This window comes from Bradyrhizobium sp. CCBAU 11357 (genome assembly GCF_028128865.1).
Classification (GTDB): domain Bacteria; phylum Pseudomonadota; class Alphaproteobacteria; order Rhizobiales; family Xanthobacteraceae; genus Bradyrhizobium.
Genome location: NZ_LBJW01000113.1, coordinates 57931 through 79854, shown reverse-complemented (window position 1 = coordinate 79854; position 21924 = coordinate 57931). Strand labels below are relative to the sequence as shown.

General features: G+C 65.4%; 18 protein-coding genes. 12 read left to right on the top strand and 6 right to left on the bottom strand.

The genetic code is table 11. The features are described from left to right. Positions 1-59: 59 nt before the first annotated feature. Positions 60-974 (top strand): alpha/beta fold hydrolase, encoded by a 915-nt coding sequence (locus XI05_RS36275; RefSeq protein ID WP_271510698.1) that lies wholly within the window; start codon positions 60-62, stop codon positions 972-974. A gap of 122 nt (positions 975-1096) precedes the next feature. Beyond that, complete coding sequence (locus XI05_RS36270) at positions 1097-1561, top strand: nuclear transport factor 2 family protein (protein ID WP_271510694.1); 465 nt, start codon at positions 1097-1099, stop codon at positions 1559-1561. Positions 1562-1699: 138 nt separating this feature from the next. Here the strand turns inward: XI05_RS36270 and XI05_RS36265 are convergent, their stop codons facing one another. From XI05_RS36265 to XI05_RS36240, 6 genes are all read right to left on the bottom strand, one after another. Then, positions 1700-2374: a spermidine synthase gene (locus XI05_RS36265; RefSeq protein ID WP_271510692.1), complete on the bottom strand. Its 675-nt coding sequence runs from the start codon at positions 2372-2374 to the stop codon at positions 1700-1702. Positions 2375-2404: 30 nt separating this feature from the next. Then, complete coding sequence (locus XI05_RS36260; protein WP_271510689.1) at positions 2405-5644, bottom strand: bifunctional cytochrome P450/NADPH--P450 reductase; 3240 nt, start codon at positions 5642-5644, stop codon at positions 2405-2407. Positions 5645-5770: 126 nt separating this feature from the next. Beyond that, positions 5771-6766 carry an alpha/beta fold hydrolase gene (locus XI05_RS36255; protein ID WP_271510686.1) on the bottom strand — a complete coding sequence of 332 codons (996 nt, stop codon included), beginning with the start codon at positions 6764-6766 and terminating at the stop codon, positions 5771-5773. A 10-nt stretch (positions 6767-6776) separates the two neighbouring features. Next, a complete protein-coding gene (locus XI05_RS36250) occupies positions 6777-8327 on the bottom strand; it encodes a WS/DGAT/MGAT family O-acyltransferase (protein WP_271510683.1) in 1551 nt (516 codons plus the stop codon). Between the two features lie 45 nt (positions 8328-8372). Continuing rightward, on the bottom strand, positions 8373-9173 hold the full coding sequence (locus XI05_RS36245; RefSeq protein WP_271510681.1) for an esterase/lipase family protein: 801 nt from the start codon (positions 9171-9173) through the stop codon (positions 8373-8375). After that, complete coding sequence (locus tag XI05_RS36240; protein WP_172784021.1) at positions 9173-9430, bottom strand: DUF6489 family protein; 258 nt, start codon at positions 9428-9430, stop codon at positions 9173-9175. Before XI05_RS36240 ends, XI05_RS36245 begins: the two co-directional genes overlap by 1 nt. A gap of 324 nt (positions 9431-9754) precedes the next feature. Between XI05_RS36240 and XI05_RS36235 the strand changes: the two genes are divergently transcribed. The 10 genes from XI05_RS36235 to XI05_RS36190 all read left to right on the top strand — a co-directional run bounded on the left by XI05_RS36235 (position 9755) and on the right by XI05_RS36190 (position 21783). Then, on the top strand, positions 9755-11350 hold the full coding sequence (locus XI05_RS36235; RefSeq protein WP_271510677.1) for an ABC transporter substrate-binding protein: 1596 nt from the start codon (positions 9755-9757) through the stop codon (positions 11348-11350). 104 nt (positions 11351-11454) lie between these two features. Further along, on the top strand, positions 11455-12435 hold the full coding sequence (locus tag XI05_RS36230; RefSeq protein ID WP_271510672.1) for an ABC transporter permease: 981 nt from the start codon (positions 11455-11457) through the stop codon (positions 12433-12435). A 10-nt stretch (positions 12436-12445) separates the two neighbouring features. Further along, complete coding sequence (locus XI05_RS36225) at positions 12446-13417, top strand: ABC transporter permease (protein WP_212254837.1); 972 nt, start codon at positions 12446-12448, stop codon at positions 13415-13417. A gap of 13 nt (positions 13418-13430) precedes the next feature. Next, positions 13431-14417, top strand: coding sequence for an ABC transporter ATP-binding protein (locus tag XI05_RS36220; protein ID WP_271510671.1), 987 nt, complete (start codon positions 13431-13433; stop codon positions 14415-14417). Further along, the gene (locus XI05_RS36215) at positions 14414-15403 is read left to right on the top strand and encodes an ABC transporter ATP-binding protein (protein WP_271510669.1); all 990 of its coding nucleotides are present in this window, start codon (positions 14414-14416) and stop codon (positions 15401-15403) included. Before XI05_RS36220 ends, XI05_RS36215 begins: the two co-directional genes overlap by 4 nt. A gap of 87 nt (positions 15404-15490) precedes the next feature. Continuing rightward, a complete protein-coding gene (locus XI05_RS36210) occupies positions 15491-17296 on the top strand; it encodes a gamma-glutamyltransferase family protein (RefSeq protein WP_271510667.1) in 1806 nt (601 codons plus the stop codon). 9 nt (positions 17297-17305) lie between these two features. After that, a complete protein-coding gene (locus XI05_RS36205; RefSeq protein WP_271510665.1) occupies positions 17306-18016 on the top strand; it encodes a DUF1028 domain-containing protein in 711 nt (236 codons plus the stop codon). Then, positions 18013-19002 (top strand): ABC transporter ATP-binding protein, encoded by a 990-nt coding sequence (locus XI05_RS36200; protein WP_271510663.1) that lies wholly within the window; start codon positions 18013-18015, stop codon positions 19000-19002. The genes XI05_RS36205 and XI05_RS36200 overlap by 4 nt, the downstream gene beginning before the upstream one ends. A gap of 142 nt (positions 19003-19144) precedes the next feature. Then, a complete protein-coding gene (locus tag XI05_RS36195; RefSeq protein WP_271510660.1) occupies positions 19145-20248 on the top strand; it encodes an ABC transporter ATP-binding protein in 1104 nt (367 codons plus the stop codon). A gap of 23 nt (positions 20249-20271) precedes the next feature. Next, entirely contained in the window at positions 20272-21783 is a 1512-nt protein-coding gene (locus XI05_RS36190; protein ID WP_271510658.1) for an ABC transporter substrate-binding protein, read from the top strand. Positions 21784-21924 lie beyond the last annotated feature (141 nt).

Sequence of the window (21924 nt, the reverse complement as noted above, 5' to 3'; positions counted from 1 at the left end):
ACGCCGCTTCTTCGCGGAACGAAACCGTGCGATACAGCATCGGTCAGCAGGAGGGACCCGTGACCGCCCATCAGCCGCCCCAGACCGTCCGCGCCAACGGCATCGACATCTGCTACGAAATCTTCGGCAACGACAATGCCGAGCCGCTGCTGCTGATCATGGGCCTCGGCGCGCAGATGATCCATTGGGACGATGCGTTCTGCGAGCAGCTCGCCGCCCGCGGCTTCCGTGTGATCCGTTTCGACAACCGCGACATCGGCAAGTCGAGCCATCTCAGCGGCGGCAAGCGCCTGACGCCGTTCGAGCTGCTGAAGCTGCGCTTCTTGCGGATCCCCGTGGCCGCCACCTACAAGCTGATCGACATGGCCAGGGACACGGTCGGCCTGATGGATGCGCTCGGCATCAAGTCGGCGCATCTCGTCGGGGCGTCCATGGGCGGCATGATCGCGCAGGAGGTGACGCTGTCGTTTCCGCACCGCGTGCGCTCGCTGACCTCGATCATGTCGACGACGGGCAATCCGCGCGTGCCGCCCCCGACCCGCGAGGCCGCCGCGATGCTGATGGCGCCGCCGCCGCGCAGCAAGGAGGAATTCATCGTCCGCTACGGCCAGACCTGGAACGTGTTGCGCGCCGGGCACTTCCCGGAAGAGGAAGCGCTCGACCCTGGCCGCGCCGAGCGCGTGTTCGCACGCGGGCTCAACCCGGCCGGCGTCGGCCGCCAGCTCCGCGCCGTGCTTGCCTCCGGCAGCCGCAAGGAGCGGCTGCACGCCGTGAAGGTTCCGACGCTCGTGATTCACGGTACCGTCGATCCGCTGGTCCGCCCCGAAGGCGGCAAGGACACGGCCGCGTCGATCCCGAACGCAAAGCTGCTGATGATCGAGGGCATGGGCCACGCGCTGCCCATGCGCTTCTGGCCGGAAATCATCGACGCGATCGACAAGCACGCGCACGGCGCGGCGGCGCAGGCGGCTTAGGCCGGCCGGTCTCCTCTCGGTGACCATGTGAGCTGCCGGTGCCTGTCTTAACGGGGGTTCCGATGAAGGCTATACAAGCCGTCTCAGACGCCAAACAGAGGCCGCGGCCTCTCGGAGCTCACATGCATTTCATCTTCCGATCCGCGGCAATGATGGCCGCTTCCATTCTCATGTTGTCTCTCGCCGGCGGCGCCGCGATGGCCGCCAGCGCGCAGGAAGAAGCCAACCGCCAAACCGTGCTGGCCTTCTATGAGAAAGGCCTCAATCAGAAGGACGCCGACGCCGCCCTCGCCTATGTCGGCAACCGCTACGTCCAGCACAATCCGACCGCTCCCGATGGCCCGGACGGCTTCCGGAAATTCATCGGCTTCCTGCGTGAGAAGTTTCCGAACTCGCGCAGCGAGATCAAGCGCAGTTTTGCGGAGGGTGACTTCGTCATCTTGCACGTTCATTCCGTGCGCGAGCCCGGCACCAGGGGCCGCGCGATCGTGGACATCTTCAAGCTGGAGAACGGCAAGATCGTCGAGCACTGGGACGTCGTTCAGGAGATTCCTGAAAACCCCGCGAACGGCAACACGATGTTCTGAGGCCGCAGCTGCGTAGGGTGGGCAAAGGCGCGCTCTTCGCGCGCCGTGCCCACGATACCTCCACATCGACGATAGGAATCGTGGGCACGCTTCCGCCTTCGCACTTCGAGCTACGGCGGACAAGTCGCTTTGCCCACCCTACGGTTTCCGCGCGATCCAGATCATGTGGCGCGCGCCGCCGCCTCTGCCGGTGGCGCGAACATTGACTTCGTTGACGTCGAAGCCGGCGCGCTTGAGGCGCCCTGTGAAGGCCGAATTGGGTCCCGACGACCAGACGGCCAGCACGCCTCCCGGCCGCAGCGCCGTCTTCGCGACCTGCAGCCCGCTCGCATCGTAGAGCGCGTCATTGCCCTTCCGGGTCAATCCCTCGGGCCCATTGTCGACGTCGAGCAGGATGGCGTCGAAGGCCGAACGCTTCGCCCGGATGACTTCGCCGACGTCGATCTCGCAAATGCTCACCCTGGCATCATCGAGGCTGTCGCCGAAGACCTCCGCCATCGGACCGCGCGCCCAGGCGACGACCGACGGGACCAACTCGGAGACGACGATCTTCGCCTGGGCTCCGAGCACGGCCAGCGCCGCACGTAGCGTGAAACCCATGCCGAGACCGCCGATGAGAACGACGGGTTTTGCGACTTTCTCGATCTGCTTCGCGGCAAGCGTGGCGAGCGCCGCTTCCGACCCCGACAGGCGGCTGTTCATCAGCTCGTTGGTGCCGAGCTTGATGGAGAACTCCTTGCCCCGCCGCATCAGGCGGAGCTCCTCGTCGGAACCGGGGATTTTGGCGGTGTCGAGCTTTTCCCAGGGAATCATGGGAGTGCTTTAGCACGAAAGGGCGAGCAATCACCCGCCCGCCCAGACGTCCAGCACATAGCGGTTGTTCGCGCCCATCTCCTCGATCCAGCGCGCGCTTGCCGCGGCATCGCTGCCGCTCTTCTCGCGGTGGATCGCGACCAACGCCGCCTTCACGTCGGGCTCCATCTTGCTGCCATCGCCGCAGACATAGATGATCGCGCCCTGCTCGATCAGCGGCCAGACCTTGTCCTTCTGCGCCGCGAGCACGTGCTGCACATAGGTCTTCGGTCCGTCCGCGCGCGAGAACGCCGTGAACAGCTCGGAGATGCCGCTCGCCGCCAATGCCTTCAATTCGTCAGCATAGAGAAAATCCTGGTCGGGATGGCGGCAGCCGAAGAACAGCACGGCCGGGCCGAGCGCCGCCCCTTTCGCCTTGCGCGCGGCGCGCTCCTGGAGAAAGCCGCGGAACGGCGCAAGTCCCGTGCCCGGACCGATCATGATGATCGGCACGGATGGATCATCCGGCAGGCGGAAGCCCGCCTTGGTCTCGCGCACGGTGGCATAGATCGTATCGCCCGGCCGCCGGTTGGCGAGATAGTTCGAGCAGATGCCCTTGTAGGTACCGCGGCCGGAGGCCGCCGGCCCCTCGACCACGCCGACCGTGACGCTGCAACGCGCCGGGTCGACCGACGGCGAGGACGAGATCGAGTAATAGCGCGGCGCCAGCAGCGAGAGCATTTCCAGATAGACGTGGAACGGCAATTCGCAGGCCGGATACTCGAGCAGCAGGTCGAACACCGATTTGCGCTTGGCCAGGATCTCGGTGCGATAACGCTCGAGCGGCTCCGCCTCCTCGCCGACGAAGGCCACCAGCTTCGGCTTGGTGACGGGGCAGCGGGTGTGCTCGGCCATGATTTGAATCTGCTTGCGCGTCGCCACCTGCTGCAGCTCGACGAACTCGCTGAGCAGGCGGCCGACCGACACGGCCGCGCCGACCGGCAACTGCGCGCGCCGGCCTTCAGCCACCTGGAGCCTGATCTGATCGGCCGGCAGGAAGCCGAAGCGGCGGGCAACCGAATCCACCAGCGTCGGATCGTTGCGCGGGACCACGCTCAAATGGTCGCCGACGCGATAGCCGACGTTGGCCGGCAGCTCCACCTCGATGTGGCGCGTCGAGCGCTCCGATGGATGGGGTCCGGCCTTGTTCTGGAGCTCGTCGTTGACCAGCACCTTCATCGCCACCGCACCACCCTGGGCGACGATGGTGTTGACCGCGGTCACCGCGACAGGCTCGATCGCGTAGAGCGGATCGTCCTCGGCGGTGCGGGTGAAGTTCCAGTCGATGCCGAATTCCTTGGTCGCGACTTGCGCGGCTGCGGGGAACCATTTCTGGAACTGGCCGTCGAGATCGCTGCGCGCATCTCCCTCGCCGCGCGGATAGACCGCGCGCGCGCCATGCTTCGACAATTGCTCGTCGATGAAGCGCGGCACCGATTGATAGGTCGCGGCCCAGTCGCTGTTGCCGCAGCCGAACACGGCGTAGCGCACGCCAGCGAAAGCGTCCTTCGGCAAATCGCCACCGAGCCATTTGACGAATTGCGTTGCGTTGTCGGGCGGCGCCCCGTTGTAGGAGGCGCAGATGATCAGCACGCCGCCCTCCTGCGGCAGCTTGCCGACATAGTCGTCGAGCGCGCCGAGATGCACGGCGAAGCCGTTGATCTCGGCAAGATCGGCCATGCGCGTCGCGAGCTCCTCGGCGGTGCCGAGATTGGAACCGTAGAGCACCAGCATCGGCGTGTTGTGGCCGGGCCGCGTGGTGGGCTTGCGCTGCGCCATTGGCGCCGAGGACGCAGCCGCAACCGGCCCGCCATAGGCGCCGCGCTCGCGATCGGCACGCGGCCGCACCTTGATCTTGAAGCCTTCCGGCTTGATCGTCAGCGTCTCCTTCAGATGCATCTGGTAGCGCTGGTGGTCGATCAGCTTGAAGCGCTGCAGGATCATGCCGAGCGCGAGCGCGGCCTCGTGCATGGCGAAGCCACGGCCGATGCAGGCGCGCTGGCCGTTGCCGAACGGCTTCCAGGCATTGATCGGCCGCTTCGCCTCCGCCTCGCGGCTGAAATTCCCGGGGTCGAACGCGTCGGGGTTGGGGCCCCACACGCTGGGATCACGATGCAGCGCCGTCACCAGGATGGTGACGAACGTCCCCTTCCTGAGCTTGTACTTGCCGCCGCCGATGGTCTCGTCGTTCAGCGGCGAGATGCCGTAGGCCGGCGCCGGCGGCCACAGCCGCAGCGACTCTTTCAGGATCTGCGTGATGTAGGTGAGCTGCGTCACCTGCTGATAGGTCGGCTTGGCGTTGACATCGGGGCCGAAGACGCGGTCGACCTCGTCATAGGCCTTCTTGAGGATCTCCGGATGCTTGAGCAGCGCATAGAGCGTATAGGACAACAGGCCGCTGGTGGTCTCGTGCCCTGCGATCAGAAACGTGTTGATCTGGTAGCGGATGTTGACGTCGTCGAGCTGCTCGCCGGTGGAACGGTCGACGCCGGTCATCATCGCGGCGAGCATGTCCTTCTTGTCGTCGATGCCTTCCGCGCTCTTGCGCCGCTCGGCGATGATCTCGTCGACCATCTTGTTCATGAAGGCGACGTCTTCGGCCAGCGTCTTGCGGCGCTTCTGCATCCAGAGCTGCTCGAACGGCAGGCCGCGCGTCATCATGATGGTTTCGAGCGAGCGCACCAGCGACTCGACGAAGGGATGGTAGTCGCGCCGATAGAACGAATTGAAGCGGTACTCGAAGCCGCACAGGCCGATCGTGTCCAGCGTCAGCGCGGTCATGTCGTGGACGACGTCGATCTCGTCGTCGGCGTTGAGCCGCTCCCATTTCTGGACGAGCTGCTCGGCGATGTCGACCATGCTCGGGTGATAGGACTGCATGGCGCGGTTGCCGAAGGGCTGCAGCAGGATGTTGTGCGCCTTGCTCCAGTTCGGCTCGCGGGTGTCGGCGGTGAACAGGCCGTCGCCGCCGACCGCACGTACACGCCGCAGCGCGCCGCGCACCGTCTTGTCGAACCGCTTCTCGTCCGAGAGCTCGTCGACGAGATCGTGGCCGGAGACGACGACGATCGGCGAGCCCATCATGTCGAGCCAGAAGATCGGACCGAGCTCCTTGGCCAGCCGCGTCAGGTGCTGCACGGGAGCGGCCGCGTCCAGCGACAGCATGTTGCCGACCACCGGTTTGGTCGGCGGCTGCGGAATCGGGTCCAGACGGTTCTTGGATGACGACATTAAATGCGCTTCCCCCTGCCTCGATATTCAACGTCGTCATTGCGAGGAGCCCTTGCGACGAAGCAATCCAGCGTGTCTCCGCGGAGGCATTCCTGGATTGCTTCGCTTCGCTCGCAATGACGAGCGCTAGCCAAACCGCCTTCTACGCCATTCGATCAGCTTGGCGCTGACCTCTTCCGGCTTCTCCTGCTGCGTCCAATGGCCGCTGTCCTTCACCAGATACTTCTCGAGGTCATCGACCAGCTTCTCCATGCCGTCGGCCGCCGATGGCGGCAGCACCGCATCGTTCTCGGCCATGATCATCAAGGAGGGCACGTGGATGTGGTGGTCCAGCCCGTTCGCGCGCTCCCAGTTGCGGGTGAAATTGCGGTACCAGTTGATGCCGCCGGTGAAGCCGGTCTTCGCGAACGTGTCGACGAACACCTTCTTCTCGTCGGCTGACAGGATCGGCGTGCGCGGATCATGTCTGGCGTCGTAATTCGCGATCATCTGCGGGAATGCCAGGTTGATGCGGGGCGAAGCACCAATGCCGGCAATCGGCTGTTCCTCAGGCGCACCCGGAGGGCGCGCGGCCGGCTTGCGCATGAAGGCGTCAAAAGTCTGCTCGACACGGCTGCTGAAGATCTTGTCCGGTCCGCGCGCGGGGTCCTGGAACTGGACGATGTACATCTGGTCGCCAAAACGTTGGCGAAACAGCGCGATCGGGTCGATCGGCGCGCGGTCCCAATGCGGCGTGTTGACGCCCACCACACCGGCGACGCGCGTGGGATGCCGCAGCGGCATCTGCCAGACGACGAAGCCGCCCCAGTCGTGGCCGACAAAGATCGCCTTGTCGATTCCGAGATGATCGAGCAAACCGACGAGATCGCCGGTCAAGTGCTCCATGTCATAGGCTTCGACCGGCTCGGGCCGGTCGGTCGCGCCGTAGCCGCGCTGGTCGGGCGCGATCACGCGGATGCCGGCCTCGCTCAGCGCCTTGATCTGATGGCGCCAGGAGAAGGCGAGCTCGGGCCAGCCGTGGCACAGCACGACCGGCGGCTTGTCGTCGGCCGGGCCTGCCTCGTAATAGCCCATGCGGATTCCGTTCGTCGTCGCGAACTTGAGCGGGGGCATTTCAATCATTGCAAATTCCTTACTCCGCAGCGCCCTTGATATCGGTGGCCGGCGGCATGTAGGCCGCCTCCAGCGCGGCGAACTCCTCGGGCAGCATGTCGCACATCACCTGGACGTGCGGAATGATGTTGGCGCCGACGATGAAGCCGAAATCGAGCTGGTCGCGATAGCTCTGCACGGTGATGTTGAGCGCCTGCCCGTGGGTCGAGATCGAAACCGGGAAGATGTGCAAGAGCTCGGCGCCGGCGGCATAGAGCGTCTGCCGCGGCCCGGGCACGTTGGACACGGTGACGTTGGCCGCGGGCGGCAGCACGTCGGAAAGGTTCGAGCGGCTGTAGAGCAACGCCAGGATCTGCACCATGATCGGCGCGCCCAGCATGGAGATGTTGGAGACCTGCGGCATCAAGGCGCGCAAGGGATGCGACATCTCCTTGGACTTGGTCGATTGCGCGATGATCGCCTCCAGCCGCGCCTTGGGATCCTCGATGTTGGTGGCGATCGAGCAGATCATGCCGAACACCTGGTTGTTGGCCTCGGTGTTGCCCTCCTCACGCAGCGAGATCGGCACGGCGGCGGTCAGGGATTTCGCCGGCAGCGTGCCATATTGCAGGAGATAGCGGCGAACCACGCCGGAGGCGAGCGCCAGCACGACGTCGTTGAGCTTGCCGCCGGCCTGCTTGGCCAACGCCTTGGCCCGCGACAGCGGGATCGACACGCCGGCAAAGCTCCGCTCCGAGGAGATCGTCTTGTTGAGCATGGTCGGCGGCGACACCATGCTGGCGAGGCTCTCGCGCGATTTGGGATCGGCGATCTTGCCGAGCACATCGGAGACGCTCTTGAGCACGGTCGGGATGTTGCCGGCGAAGCGCACAGCGCTCTCGATCTGGTACATCGCGTTGTCGAACAGGATCGAGCCGATATCGCTCTTGCCGGTGCGCGGCAGCTGCAGGTTCTTCGCCGCTTGCGAAGCCTCCAGCGGCTGGCTGAACAGCTGCTGATAGGAATCGAGCAGGTTCGCCGCGATATCGCGCGGCTCCTGTCCGGGCTTGCTGCCCGCGGTTGGCGGATCGACCTTCCGCGGGATCGGCGAGATGTCGTAGATCATGTTGGTCAGCGCCGCACCGGCGCCGCCGTCGATCGCGGCATGGTGCATCTTGGAATAGAGCCCGACCTCGTTGTCCTTCATGCCCTCGAACACGTAGAACTCCCAGAGCGGGCGGGCGCGGTTGAGCAGCTTGGCATGCATCCAGCCGACGATGCGCTCGAGCGTGGCGCGATCGCGCGGCTGCGGCAGGCTCGCGCGGAAGATGTGGCGGTCGATGTCGAACTGGTCGTCCTCGACCCAGGAGGGATGATCGATGTCGAGCGGCGCCTTCTCCAGCCGCGCCTTGAGAATCGGCGCGATGTGCAAGCGCGAGACGATCATCGCCTTGAAGTCTTCGAAGAAATCCCCCTTGTAGTCGTCAGGCAGGCGGAAGATCGCCATGCTGCCGACATGCATCGGCATCTCCGGTGTTTCCAGATAGAGAAACGACGCGTCAAGCGACGACAGCTTCTTACCGTCAGCCATGGTTCCCTCCCGTATATTCGACGGGCGCCTTGGCGGCGCTTCTCGTCAGGCCGATACTGCCCGCTCCGGCGGGGCATATGCAATGGCAAAGGGCCCCGCCCGGCCAAATGGCCAGAAGTCTCCCTCCGGTTGCGCCAGGCGGTCCGCCACGGCCCACAGCACCGCCGGGTTCACGCCGAGCCCGATATGGCTCGCCAGCAGCACCTCGATGTTCTCGGCACGCTCGGAAGGGCGGAGCAGACAGGTCCGCCAGTTCACAACACCGTCGGCGCGCGAATAGATCGACGTCGCCGGCACCGGCAGATCGCCGGCGATAGCCTCGCGCGCTTCCACAAAATCATCGACCCGCTCGCCGGACAGCGTCTCGTAGAGCCGCGTCGCGTTGGTCGCCCGTACGTCGCTGGCAAAAGGGCTGCCGAGCGTGACGACGTAACGGACCTTGTCCGGTGCCCAAAGCGCGAGATCGCGGGCATAGACGCCGCCGAGGCTCCACCCGACCAGGCTGACCTTGCGTCCCGTGGCGGCATGGATTTCGGCCAGGCGCATGCGCAGCGAATCCCGCATGCGCCCGAGCCCGCCGAGATTGCGGCCCATCCGCCAGGCATGCGCCTCATAACCGAGCTCGCTGAGATAGCGCCGTATCGGCACCATCGAGAGGTCGCTGGCGAGAAAGCCCGGCAGCGCCAGCACCGGATGGCCGTCGCCCCGCGGCGCCCGCATCAGGAGCGGCGACAGCAAGAGGCTCGCATTCAACTCGAACAGCCCACGGGCCTCGGCGAGCAGCAGGCCGAGACCCGGCGGACGAAGCCGGCCTTCTTGCAGCGCCCCGTCCGGTCCGGGCGACACTATTTTTTCTTGTCGCCGCTGCGCGGGCCGCCGAGGCCGGCCATCGCGACGAACATGTCCTGAAACCGCTCGGCGATCTTGGGATCGAAGGTGAACCAGCTCTGGATCAGCGATTCCGGCGAGACCTTCTCGATGTTACTGAGCACCTGCTGCTGCAACTTGTCCATCACCGCCGTCTGCATCGGCCCCACGTCAGGCAGACCGAAGAACTGGCGGGCCTCGAGGGGGGTGCAGTCGATTTCGATGTTAACCTTCATGTCCCCTCCAGATGAGATTCGAGCGGCCTGTCGGAGTATCACCGCGAGAAGGTCTGCAACGCAAGCGACCTGTGGGGAAGCCGTCAGGACCGGCTCCCCCGAACGACGGGTATGGTCAATCAAATTGTCCGGCCCGCGCCCCCGCGCTGAAGCTCGCCGGCCTGGCCGGGATTGGCGGGCAGCATTGCTGCACAGCGGTGCAACTTGGCGCGTTCCTTTGCTGGAATGACGCTTGCACGGGTCGAGAACTCTGGGCAACATGGATCGGTAAGCCCCGCCGAACAATCAAAAATCACCGGCGCGGCAGTGTGGAGAGGGTCAAGAATGTCAGTCGGTCAAAGTCTGTTTGCGGCGGCGCTCGCCGGTACGCTTGCGTTGGCGATCTCGCCAGCAGCCAGCCAGACGCTACGTTATGCCAATCAGGGTGACCTGAAGTCGCTCGATCCCTATACCCTGAACGAGAGCACCACCCACGCCCATCTCGGCCACGTCTATCAGGGCCTCACCGCGCGCGACAAGGACCTCAAGATCATTCCGGCACTGGCGGAAAGCTGGGAAACTCCGGAGCCGACCCGCTGGCGCTTTCATCTGCGCAAGGGCGTGAAATTCCACAACGGCGATCCCTTCACCGCCGACGACGTGGTGTTCTCGGCCGATCGTGTCCGCAAGAAGGGGTCCAACATGCAGACCCGTCTTGCGCCCGACGTCAAGGTCGTCAAGGTCGACGACTACACCGTCGATTTCGTCCTGCCCTCGCCCAATCCCATCCTGCATAATTCGTGGGATGTCTGGTACATCATGGACAAGAAATGGGCCGAGGAGAACAACGTCGTCGACCCGACACCGGTGGCGGCGACCACGCCGAGCTACGCCTCGCTGCACGAGAACGGCACCGGCCCCTTCATCATCGAAAGCCACCAGCCCGGCGTGAAGACGGTGTTCAAGGCCAATCCCAATTACTGGGGCAAGGTCGAAGGCAATTTGAAGGAGATCATCTTCACCCCGATCTCCTCCGACGCCACCCGCGTCGCGGCGCTGCTCTCGGGCGAGGTCGACGTCATCGAGCCGGTGCCGATCCAGGACATCTCCCGCGTCGATTCCAGCCCGAATGCCCAGGTGCTGAAGGGACCGGAGCTGCGCACCATCTTCATCGGCTTCGACCAGATGCGCGATGAGCTGCTCTACTCCAACATCAAGGGCAAGAACCCGTTCAAGGACGCCCGCGTCCGTGAGGCCTTCTACAAGGCGATCGACATCGAGCTGATCAAGACGCGCGTGATGCGTGGCCTGTCGACGCCGTCCGCGCTGATGATCGCGCCGGAGCTGTTCGCACTGTCCAAGAGCTTCACGCGGCCGAAATTCGATCCTGATGGAGCCAAGAAGCTGCTGACCGAAGCCGGCTACCCCGACGGCTTCGAGGTCACCATGGACTGCCCGAACGACCGCTACGTCAACGACGCCGCGATCTGCCAGGCCGTGGTCGGCATGCTTGCCCGCATCGGCGTCAAGATCAATCTCCTGGCGCAGCCGAAGGCGCAGTACTTCGCCAAGGTGCTGAAGCAGGGCGGCTACCAGACCTCGTTCTACCTGCTGGGCTGGACCCCAAGCACGATGGACTCCCACAACGTGCTCTACGACATCATGGGCTGCCGCGACGATGCGAAATCCTCGCGCGGCGAGGCCAATCTCGGCGGCTATTGCAACAAGGCGTTCGACGCCATCACCGACAAGGTGCTGGTCGAAGCCGACGCCGAGAAACGCAACCAACTGATCAAGGAGGCCTACGAGATCGGCATGAAGGACTGGTCCTACATCCCGCTGCACCAGCAGGCGCTGGCCTGGGGAGTCTCGAAGAAGGTCAACCTGCCGCAGCGCGCCGACAATCTCGTCATGTTCCACTGGGCAACCAAGAAGGAATAGCGTCGCTTGAACACGAGGTCCCGGCGGCATCTGCCTTCCGGGACCTTTCCTTTTCCGGCCGCCAAGGACGTCGGCCGTACGCTCACCCAAGGAAAGTGGAAGGCATGCTCGCTTTCACGCTTCGCCGCGCGGTTCAGGCCATCGGCGTCATGTTCGCCGTCGGCATCATCGCGTTCTCGATGTTCCGTTTCGCCGGCGACCCCGTCAATCAGATCGTCTCGATCGACACCTCGGCAGCCGAACGCGCGATCGTGCGCAAGTCGCTCGGCCTCGACGATCCCGTGCCGGTGCAGTTCGTGCGCTATTTCGCCGATGCGGCGCAGTTCAAGTTCGGCGTCTCCTACCAGTTCCGCCAGCCGGTCGCGGCCCTGTTGATGGAGCGCATGCCCGCGACGCTGGAACTTGCGATCTGTGCGACCGTGTTTGCGATGGTCTTCGGCATCCTGATGGGCGTCTATTCGGCGCTCAAGCGCGATACCGTGCTGGCCAAATTATTCCAGGCGGTCTCGCTGATCGGCATCTCGCTGCCGACCTTCCTGATCGGCATTCTCCTGATCTATCTGTTCGCGGTGACGTTGGGCTGGTTACCCTCGTTCGGCCGCGGTGAGGTGGTCAAGCTCGGCTGGTGGACCACGGGCCTGTTCACGGTGTCGGGACTGAAGGCGCTGATCATGCCTTCGATCACGCTCGGCCTGTTCCAGATGACCTTGATCATGCGGCTGGTGCGCGCGGAGATGCTGGAAGTGTTGCGGACCGACTATATCCGCTTCGCCCGCGCGAGGGGGCTGACCACGCGTGCCATCCATTTCGGCCACGCGCTGAAGAACACGCTGATTCCCGTGATCACCGTGGCCGGGCTTCAGTTTGGCTCGGTTATTGCATTTTCGATCATCACCGAAACCGTGTTCCAATGGCCCGGCATGGGGCTTCTGTTCGTCCAGGCCGTGCAAAACGTCGACATTCCGATCATGGCCGCCTACCTGCTGATGGTTTCACTGATTTTCGTCACCATCAACCTGGTGGTGGACATTCTTTACACCGTGGTCGATCCGCGCCTGCGCTCGACCGTCGGTCGCGCCGCATAAGGCAGCCTGCATGTCCGACGCAGTCGTCTCCAATTCCGACAAGCAAAGCGCACAGCCGGTGCAGGCCGCGCATGGCTGGTTCAGCCGCACGCTCGACAGCGACCTGTTCTATTCGTTCCGCCGCTCCAAGCTCACCATGGTGGCCGCGGCCATCACGGTCCTGTTCTTCCTGCTTGCGATCTTTGCATCCGTGCTCGCGGTGCAGAACCCGTTCGATCCGGCACAATTGCAATTGATGAATTCGCGGATTTCACCGCTGTGGACCGCGGACGGTCAGAGCCCGTTTTTGCTCGGCACCGACGAGCAGGGCCGCGACGTGTTCTCCGCCATTCTCTATGGCATGCGCATCTCGCTCGCCGTGGGCGTCGCCGGCGTGATCTTCGCCGGCGCGCTCGGCATCGCACTCGGCCTGATCGCCGGCTATTTCGGCGGCGCAGTCGACGGCGTCATCATGCGGATCGCCGACGTGCAGCTCACCTTCCCTGCCATCCTGATCGCGCTCCTGGTCAACGGCATCGCGAAGTCGATCCTCGGCAACCGGCTGGACGCCACCAGCATGCTGGCGGTGCTGGTGATCTCGATCGGCCTGAGCTTCTGGGTGGGCTATGCCCGCACCGTGCGCAGCTCCGTGATGGTGGAGAAGAACAAGGACTACGTGGCCGCCGCGCAGCTGATCGGCCTGCCGGCCCCGAAGATCATGCTGCGGCACGTGCTGCCGAACACGATGGGCCCGATCCTGGTCATCGCCACCATCAACCTCGCGCTCGCCATCATCACCGAGGCGACGCTGTCCTTCCTCGGCGTCGGCCTGCCCGACACCATGCCCTCGCTCGGCACGCTGATCCGTATCGGCAACAATTATCTGTTCGCCGGCGAATGGTGGATCGTCGCGTTCCCGGGGCTCGCGCTCGCGGCGCTGATCCTGTCGATCAATCTGCTCGGCGACTGGCTGCGCGATGCGCTCAATCCGAAGCTTCGATGAATACGCCTCGTCCATGACCGAACCCGTCCTTTCCGTACGCGATCTTCACGTGGAGTTCGCCTCCCGCCGCGGCACACTGTGCGCCATCGACGGCGTCTCCTTCGACATCGCCAAGGGCGAGGTGCTCGGGGTCGTCGGCGAGTCCGGAGCCGGCAAGTCCGTCACCGGGCTCGCGGTGATCGGCCTGATCGATCCGCCCGGCCGCATCGCCGGCGGCGAGATTCGTCTCGCGGGCCTGCGCATCGACAATCTGCCGCCGGAGGAGATGCGCCGCGTGCGCGGCAAGCGCATCGGGATGATCTTCCAGGATCCCCTGACATCGCTGAACCCGCTGTACAAGGTCGGCGACCAGATCGTGGAGACGATCCGGACCCACCTCAATCTTTCCGAGTCGGCCGCCCGCCGCCGCGCCATCGATCTGCTCGCCGAAGTCGGCATTCCCGCGCCGGAAAAGCGCATCGACGGCTATCCCCACGAGTTTTCCGGCGGCATGCGCCAGCGCGTCGTGATTGCGCTCGCGATCTGCGCCGAGCCGGAGCTGATCATCGCGGACGAGCCGACCACCGCGCTCGACGTCTCCGTGCAGGCGCAGATCATCTCGCTGATCAAGCGCCTCGGCCGCGACCACGGCACCGCGGTGATGCTGGTGACCCACGACATGGGCGTGATCGCGGAGACGTCGGACCGCGTGGCGGTGATGTATGCAGGCCGTGTCGCCGAGATCGGCCCGGTGCAAGACGTCGTGAAGAATCCGCTGCACCCTTACGCCAAGGGCCTGATGGGCGCGATCCCGACGCTTGCCGGCGAGGACAAGCGCCTGGTGCAGATCCCGGGCTCGATGCCGCGCCTGTCGGCGATCCCGCGCGGCTGCTCTTTCAATCCGCGCTGCGCCTTCGCCTTCGATCGTTGCCGGGTCGACCGGCCGGAGCCGCTGCCGCGCGGCGCGCAATCCGTCGCCTGCCACCTCTATGACGACGTGCCGGCGGAGAGCGTGGCATGAGCGCTCCCTTCGTCCAAGCCACAAACCTGCGCCGCGTCTTCGACGTCTCGAAGCCCTGGCTCAACCGTGTGCTCGAAGGCGGACATCTCGAATATCTCAAGGCGGTCGATCACGTCACTTTCGACATCAGGAAGGGCGAGACGTTTGCCCTCGTCGGCGAGTCCGGATCCGGCAAGACCACGGTGGCCCGCATGGTCGTCGGCCTGCTGCCGCCGAGCTCCGGCGACGTGCTGATCGACGGCGTCTCCATGACCGACCCGCGGCAGGCGCCTGCGCGGCGAAAGCTGCGCCGCCGGATCCAGATGATCTTCCAGGACCCCTATGCGAGCCTAAATCCGCGCTTCCGGGTCGATGCCATCATCTCCGAGCCGATCCGCGCCTTCGACCTGATCCAGGGCGAGCGCGACATCCAGGCCCGCGTCGGCGAGCTGCTCAGCCTCGTCGGCCTGCATCCGGACGACCGGTTGAAATACCCGCACGAATTCTCCGGCGGCCAGCGCCAGCGCATCGCGATCGCGCGGGCGCTCGCCTCCGACGCGGAATTCATCGTCTGCGACGAGCCGACCTCGGCGCTCGACGTCTCCGTGCAGGCGCAGATCCTGAATCTGATGCGCGACCTCCAGGACAAGTTCGGCCTGACCTACATGTTCATCAGCCACAACCTCGCCGTGGTGCGCCACATGGCGAGCCGCGTCGGCGTGATGTATCTCGGCCGCATCGTCGAGATCGCGGAGGGACGCGAGCTGTTCGCCAATCCGCGCATGCCCTACACCAAGATGCTGCTGGGCGCCGTGCCTGATCTCGCCATGAGCGGCCGCCAGCGCATTCCGGTCAAGGGCGAGATCCCGAACCCGATCAATCCGCCGCCCGGTTGCGCCTTCAATCCGCGCTGCCCGCTGGCGTTCGATCTCTGCCGCAAGGAGACGCCGGAGCTGATCGACGGCGTCGCCTGCCACGCCGTCAACACCGCGCCGGTCCCGGCGTGACGCGCGCGTGCCATGCAGCCTGCGCATTTGGCGGCGGCGTGGCCCTGTGATCAATTGCGCGCGCCGGAAATGAGGTGGTGAGGTCCCATGGGCAGCAATATCAATCCCGATCCGTTCACGACGAGGCCCGAGATCGAGGGCACGTTCGGGGTCGTCGCCTCGACGCACTGGATCGCGACGGCCGTGGGCATGGCCATCCTGGAAAAGGGCGGCAATGCCTTCGATGCCGGCGTCGCCACTGCCTTCACGCTCCAGGTGGTCGAGCCGCATCTGAACGGTCCCGGCGGCGACGTGCCCATCATCGTCCATGACGTCAAGCGCGCCCGCACCGAGGTGATCTGCGGCCAGGGCCCGGCGCCGGCGCGCGCCACAATCGCGCATTACAGAAACGAAGGCCTCGACATGGTGCCGGGCACGGGCCTGCTTGCCGCCTGCGTTCCCGGTACCTTCGAATCCTGGATGATGCTGCTGCGCGACTACGGCACGATGCGCGTGCGCGACGTGCTGGAGCCCGCGATCTCCTATGCCCGCGACGGTTATCCGCTGGTCGAGCGCGCCTGCGCCACGATCCAGACCGTCGAGCAATTGTTCCGCAAGCACTGGCCAACCTCGGCCGCCGTCTACCTGCCGAACGGCGAAGTGCCGAAGCCGGGCACGCTGTTCACCAACAAGACACTGGCTGCGACCTACGCCCGGATCCTAAGTGAGGCCGAGAGCGGCGGCGGAGGCCGCGACGCCGAAATCGAGCGCGCTCGCAAAGCCTGGTCCCAAGGTTTCGTCGCGGAAGCCATCGACAAGTTCTGCCGGACCCAGGAGGTGATGGACGTCAGCGGCTCGCCGCATCGCGGCGTGCTCTCCGCCGACGACATGGCGCGCTGGCAGCCGACGGTCGAGGCGCCACTCACCTACGACTACGGCCGCTACACCGTCTGCAAGGCCGGCGTCTGGAGCCAGGGTCCGGTGACGCTGCAGCAGCTCGCGCTGCTGAAGGGCTTTGCGCTCGACGGCCTCGACCCGACCGGTCCGGAGTTCATCCATCTCCAGATCGAATGCGCCAAGCTCGCCTTTGCCGACCGTGAAAAATTCTACGGCGATCCCAAATTCAGCGAGATCCCGATCGCGACGCTGCTGTCGGATGCCTACAACGACGAGCGCCGCAAGCTGGTCACCGATAAGGCTTCGCTCGATCTCCGGCCCGGCGCGGTCGAGGGCTTCGGCGGCGTGGTCAAGCTGCGCCGCGCCGAGGGACAGCGCGAGGCCGTCGGCGCACTCGGCGCCGGTGAACCAACCGTCGGGCGCTTTGGCGAGGTGCGCGGCGACACCGTGCATTTCGACATCATCGACAAGGCTGGCAACATGGTGTCCTCGACGCCTTCAGGGGGGTGGCTGCAATCTTCGCCTGTCATTCCTGAGCTGGGCTTCTGCCTTGGCAGCCGCGCACAAATGTTCGATTTGGAGGAGAACCAACCGGGCTCGCTCGCGCCGGGCAAGCGGCCGCGCACGACGCTGTCTCCGAGCATGGCGCTGCGCGATGGCGAGCCGTATCTCGCCTGGGGCTCGCCCGGCGGCGACCAGCAGGACCAGTGGATCACGCAATTCTTCCTGCGTCACGTCCATTGCAACCTCAATCTCCAGGAGGCGATCGACGCGCCGGCCTGGCATTCGGAGCATTTCCCGATCTCGTTCTGGCCGCGCACCGCGCGTCCCGGCGTGCTCGTGGTCGAGAACCGCGTGCCGAAGGCGACGATCGAGAACCTGCGCGAGCGCGGGCATATCGTCGAGGTCGGTCCCGACTGGTCGGAAGGCCGCCTCACCGCGGCCTCACGCGTCGGTCGCCGCCGCCGCGCCGCCGCCAATCCGCGCGGCATGCAGGGCTACGCGGCGGGGCGCTGAAGGCAGCACATGACCTGGTCGATCATCGCGCGCGATCCTGCCACCGGCCAGTTCGGCATCGCGGTTGCAACCCGCTTCTTCGCCGTCGGCGCGCGCGTGCCCTACATCGCCGCCGGCCTCGGCGCGATCGCAACGCAGGCCTTCGTCAATCCCTATTACGGCATCGACGGCGTCAAGCTGTTGCGCGAGGGCCTCAACGCGCACGACGTGCTCGCCGCGCTGCTGGCGACCGACGACGGAAGCGAGAGCCGCCAGATCCACATCATGGATGCCAGCGGCGCAAACGCCGCGCATACTGGGCGCGACTGCATAGATTGGTGCGGCCACGTCGCGGGCAGCGGTTTCTCGATCGCCGGAAACATGCTCACCGGGGCCGACGTGCTCGACGAGACCGCCAAGACCTACATCGCGAGCGACAGCCTGCCGTTCCCGCGCCGCCTGCTCGCGGCGATGCGCGCCGGCGAAGCCGCCGGCGGCGACAAGCGCGGCAAGCAGTCGGCGGCGCTCGTGATCCACGGCGAAGAGGAATGGCCGGCCCTCGACATTCGCGCCGACGATCATCCCGATCCGCTCGGAGAGCTCGAACGCCTCGAGCGCGTCAGCCACGAGCTGTGGGTCCACTTCCGGCCGTCCATGCCGACGCGGCAGAACCCGGCCGGCAACACCGATCGCAGCGTCATCGATGCCAGCATCGCTGCGGCGCGCGCGAGACGATCATGAGCACCAGTCCCCTCATCGAGATCAAGGACCTGCGTATCCGCTTTCATGGCGACGACGGCCGCATCACCCACGCCGTCGACAGCGTCGATCTCAGCGTCGCCAATGGCGCCACGCTCGGTCTCGTCGGCGAATCCGGCTGCGGCAAGAGCGTGACGTCGCTGGCGATCATGGGCCTGCTGCCGAAGCAGAGCACGGAAATATCCGGCGCGATCCGCTTCGACGGTTTCGACCTGCTGACGACGCCGGACCAGACGTTGCGCGATCTGCGCGGCAACCGGCTGGCGATGATCTTCCAGGAACCGATGACCTCGCTCAATCCGAGCTTTACGATCGGCGACCAAATCATCGAGACGATCCTGCGTCACCGGGGCGGCTCGCGGAAGAGCGCGCGCGAGCGCGCGATCGAGCTGTTGCGCCGCGTCCATATCCCCTCGCCCGAGCGGCGCATCGACGACTACCCGCACAAGCTCTCCGGCGGCATGCGCCAGCGCGTCATGATCGCGATGGCACTCGCCTGCGACCCGCGCCTGCTGATCGCGGACGAGCCGACCACCGCACTCGACGTCACCCTGCAGGCCCAGATCCTGGAGCTGATGCGCGAGCTGAAGGCCGCGAGCGGCGCCGCGATCATCCTGATCACCCACGATCTCGGCGTCGTCGCCGAGGTCTGCGACGAGGTCGCGGTGATGTATGCCGGCGAGATCGTCGAGCGCGCGCCGGTGGATGAATTGTTCTCGGCGCCACAGCATCCCTACACGGTCGGCCTGCTCGGCTCGATCCCGCGGCTCGACCACCGCGCCGAGCAGCTCGCGACGATCGAAGGCATGGTGCCGAACATGGCGCAGCCGCCCGCCGGTTGCCGCTTCGCCGCGCGTTGTCCCTTCGTGCTCGACGCCTGCACCAAGGTGCCGCCGCCGCTGGTAGAAGTCAGGGTAGGCCATGTCTCGCGCTGCATCCGCGCGCCGCTCGAATTGCTGGTGTCGTGATGGCGCTGCTCTCTCCTCTCGTGCCCCGGGCGCAGCGCAGCACAAGCGAAGCGCCGTGGTGCGGGTCCCGGTTCAGCGTCGCATCACTTCGTGCTGCGCCGCGCCCGGGACACGGGATCGCTGTTTGCGAGGAGCAAAGGCGATGACCGCTCTCCTCGAGGTCGAAGGCCTGGTCAAGCATTTCGTCGCCCAGCGCTCGCTGCTCGGCCGCGCGCTGGCGCACGTCAAGGCGGTCGATGGCGTGTCCTTCTCGCTGGAGGCCGGCAAGACGCTGGCCCTGGTCGGCGAATCCGGGTGCGGTAAATCCACCGTCAGCCGCCTGGTGCTGCGGCTGATCGAGCCGGATGCGGGCACGGTCCGCTTCGACGGCCGCGACCTGCTCGCGCTCGATGCCCGCGGCTTGCGCGCCTTCCGCCGCGAGGCGCAGATCATTTTCCAGGATCCCTACGCCTCGCTCAATCCGCGCATGACAGTCGGCCAGATCCTGACCGAGCCGCTGGCCCTGCACGATCTGGTGCCGCCGGCCCGGCGGGCAGAGCGCGTCGCCGAGCTGCTGCGGCTGGTCGGGCTGGAGCCGCGCCTCGCCCGGCGCTATCCGCACGAATTCTCCGGCGGTCAGCGCCAGCGCATCGCCATCGCCCGCGCGCTCGCGGTCGAGCCGAAGCTCATCATCTGCGACGAGCCGGTCTCGGCGCTCGACGTCTCGATCCGCTCGCAGATCCTCAATCTGCTGCGCGAGCTGCAGGACCGGCTCGGCCTCGCCTACATCTTCGTTTCGCACGACCTCGCCGTCGTCAAGCACATCGCCGACCACGTCGCAGTGATGAATCTCGGCCAGATCGTCGAGACCGCAGAAGCCGACGCGCTGTTCGCCGCTCCGCGCCATCCCTACAGCCGCGCGCTGCTGTCCGCGATCCCCGTGCCTAAACCGCGGGCAAAGCGCAGCCGGATTGTGCTGCAGGGGGAGATCCCTAGCGCGCTCAATCCGCCGCCGGGATGCCGCTTCCACACCCGCTGCCCCTATGTGATCGACCGCTGCCGAAGCGAAATGCCTCAGCTCGTTGCGGATGGCATCGGACATGCAACGGCCTGCCACCGAACGTCGGAACTGCCGTCCTCGGCGGCGATCGTTCCCATGGACGGCGGCTTCTCGCCGGTCCTGGAAAAATTGGTCGCAGCCTTCAGCGGCGGGCCGGAAGCAGCACGCGGCCGCGGGGTTAGTTCATTGGGGGCGGGCCCCGCATAGCCGTGAAACAGAGGTTGAGAGCGATGAGCTTCATGCGTTTGACAATCCTGGCGTCGGCCTTGCTGACGTCACTCGTAGGCACCGCCCAAGCCCAGAGCACCCTTCGCATCGGCATCGCCGAAGACCCCGACATTCTCGATCCCAGTGTCGGCCGAACCTATGTCGGCCGCATCGTTTTCTCCGCCTTCTGCGACAAGCTGTTCGACATCGACGAGAAGCTCAACATCGTGCCGCAGCTGGCCCTGTCCCATGAGACCTCGGCCGACGGCAAGGAGATGACGATCAAGCTCCGCCCGGGCGTCAAATTCCATGACGGCGAACCGCTCGATGCGGAAGCCGCAAAGTTCTCGCTCGAGCGTCACATGACTCTGCCGACCTCGTTCCGCAAATCCGAGCTTGCCAGCGTCGACCACGTCGAGGTGGTCGATCCCCTCACCATCAAGCTGGTGCTGAAGACTCCCTACTCGCCCCTGATCGCCCAGCTCACTGATCGTTCCGGCATGATGCTGTCGCCGAAGGCGGCTAAGGAAGCCGGCGACAAGTTCGGCCTGCATCCGGTCTGCGCCGGCCCGTACAAATTCGTCGAGCGCGTCCAGCAGGATCGCATGGTGTTCGAGAAATTCGCCGATTACTGGAACAAGGACAATATCCACATCGACCGCGTCGTGTTCCAGCCGATCGTCGACGCCACCGTGCGCCTCGCCAATCTGAAGTCCGGCGCGCTCGACCTGATCGAACGCGTGCTCGCCACCGACATCAAGGACGTGCGCGCCGATTCCCGACTCGTGCTGTCGACCGCACCCGAGCTCGGTTATTACGGCCTCACCGTCAACATCGGCAACGACAAGAACAAGGGGCCGTTGAGCCAGTCGGCCAAGGTCCGCCAGGCGCTCGACCTGTCGATCGACCGCGAAGCCGTCAACCAGGTGGTCTTCAACGGCGAGTTCACGCCCGGCAATCAATGGGTCAGCCCGGCTCATCCGTTTTACCAGAAGGCATTTCCGGTCCACGGCCGCGACGTCGCGAAGGCGAAGGCCCTGTTGAAGGAAGCTGGCGTCACGACGCCGGTGACCGTGGACTACATGATCCCCAAGGGCGCGGAAAACGAGGCCGTCGCCCAGGTCATCCAGTCGATGGCCGCGGAAGCCGGCTTCGAGATCAAGATTCGCGCCGTCGAGTTCGCGACCACGTTCAAGCAGGCGCAGGCGGGCGAGTTCCAGATATTCCAGATCAACTGGAGCGGCCGCATCGACCCTGACGGCAATTCCTACATTTTCACGCGCAGCAAGGCACCGCAGAACGACGGCGGGTATTCGAACCAGGACGCCGACAAGCTCTTGGAAGACGGACGCATGACGTCCAATGTCGAGGAGCGCAAGGCGATCTACGCGAAGCTGACGAAGATCCTGCTCGACGACTTGCCGATCATCTACATCTATCACCGCAAGCTCCTGATCGCGCACACCAAGAAGCTCGATGGCTACCGGCAGATGCCCGATGGCCTCGTGCGCGTGGTCGGGCTGAAGTTCAAGTGAGGAAGCTGACGATGTGCTCGTGTCCCGGAAGCGGCGCAGCGCGCAAGCGCTGCACCGCTGAGCCGGGACCCACGGCAGCAACAGCGAACTGCGGCTGCTGGGTCCCGGTTCAGCAGCGCAACATTGCATGTTGCGCAGCGC

Coding starts and splice junctions, on each gene's coding strand:
- XI05_RS36270 (WP_271510694.1), top strand. CDS start 1,097: ATGCATTTCATCTTCCGATCCGCGGCAATGATGGCCGCTTCCATTCTC.
- XI05_RS36265 (WP_271510692.1), bottom strand. CDS start 2,374: ATGATTCCCTGGGAAAAGCTCGACACCGCCAAAATCCCCGGTTCCGAC.
- XI05_RS36260 (WP_271510689.1), bottom strand. CDS start 5,644: ATGTCGTCATCCAAGAACCGTCTGGACCCGATTCCGCAGCCGCCGACC.
- XI05_RS36255 (WP_271510686.1), bottom strand. CDS start 6,766: ATGATTGAAATGCCCCCGCTCAAGTTCGCGACGACGAACGGAATCCGC.
- XI05_RS36250 (WP_271510683.1), bottom strand. CDS start 8,327: ATGGCTGACGGTAAGAAGCTGTCGTCGCTTGACGCGTCGTTTCTCTAT.
- XI05_RS36240 (WP_172784021.1), bottom strand. CDS start 9,430: ATGAAGGTTAACATCGAAATCGACTGCACCCCCCTCGAGGCCCGCCAG.
- XI05_RS36235 (WP_271510677.1), top strand. CDS start 9,755: ATGTCAGTCGGTCAAAGTCTGTTTGCGGCGGCGCTCGCCGGTACGCTT.
- XI05_RS36230 (WP_271510672.1), top strand. CDS start 11,455: ATGCTCGCTTTCACGCTTCGCCGCGCGGTTCAGGCCATCGGCGTCATG.
- XI05_RS36225 (WP_212254837.1), top strand. CDS start 12,446: ATGTCCGACGCAGTCGTCTCCAATTCCGACAAGCAAAGCGCACAGCCG.
- XI05_RS36220 (WP_271510671.1), top strand. CDS start 13,431: ATGACCGAACCCGTCCTTTCCGTACGCGATCTTCACGTGGAGTTCGCC.
- XI05_RS36215 (WP_271510669.1), top strand. CDS start 14,414: ATGAGCGCTCCCTTCGTCCAAGCCACAAACCTGCGCCGCGTCTTCGAC.
- XI05_RS36210 (WP_271510667.1), top strand. CDS start 15,491: ATGGGCAGCAATATCAATCCCGATCCGTTCACGACGAGGCCCGAGATC.
- XI05_RS36205 (WP_271510665.1), top strand. CDS start 17,306: ATGACCTGGTCGATCATCGCGCGCGATCCTGCCACCGGCCAGTTCGGC.
- XI05_RS36200 (WP_271510663.1), top strand. CDS start 18,013: ATGAGCACCAGTCCCCTCATCGAGATCAAGGACCTGCGTATCCGCTTT.
- XI05_RS36195 (WP_271510660.1), top strand. CDS start 19,145: ATGACCGCTCTCCTCGAGGTCGAAGGCCTGGTCAAGCATTTCGTCGCC.
- XI05_RS36190 (WP_271510658.1), top strand. CDS start 20,272: ATGAGCTTCATGCGTTTGACAATCCTGGCGTCGGCCTTGCTGACGTCA.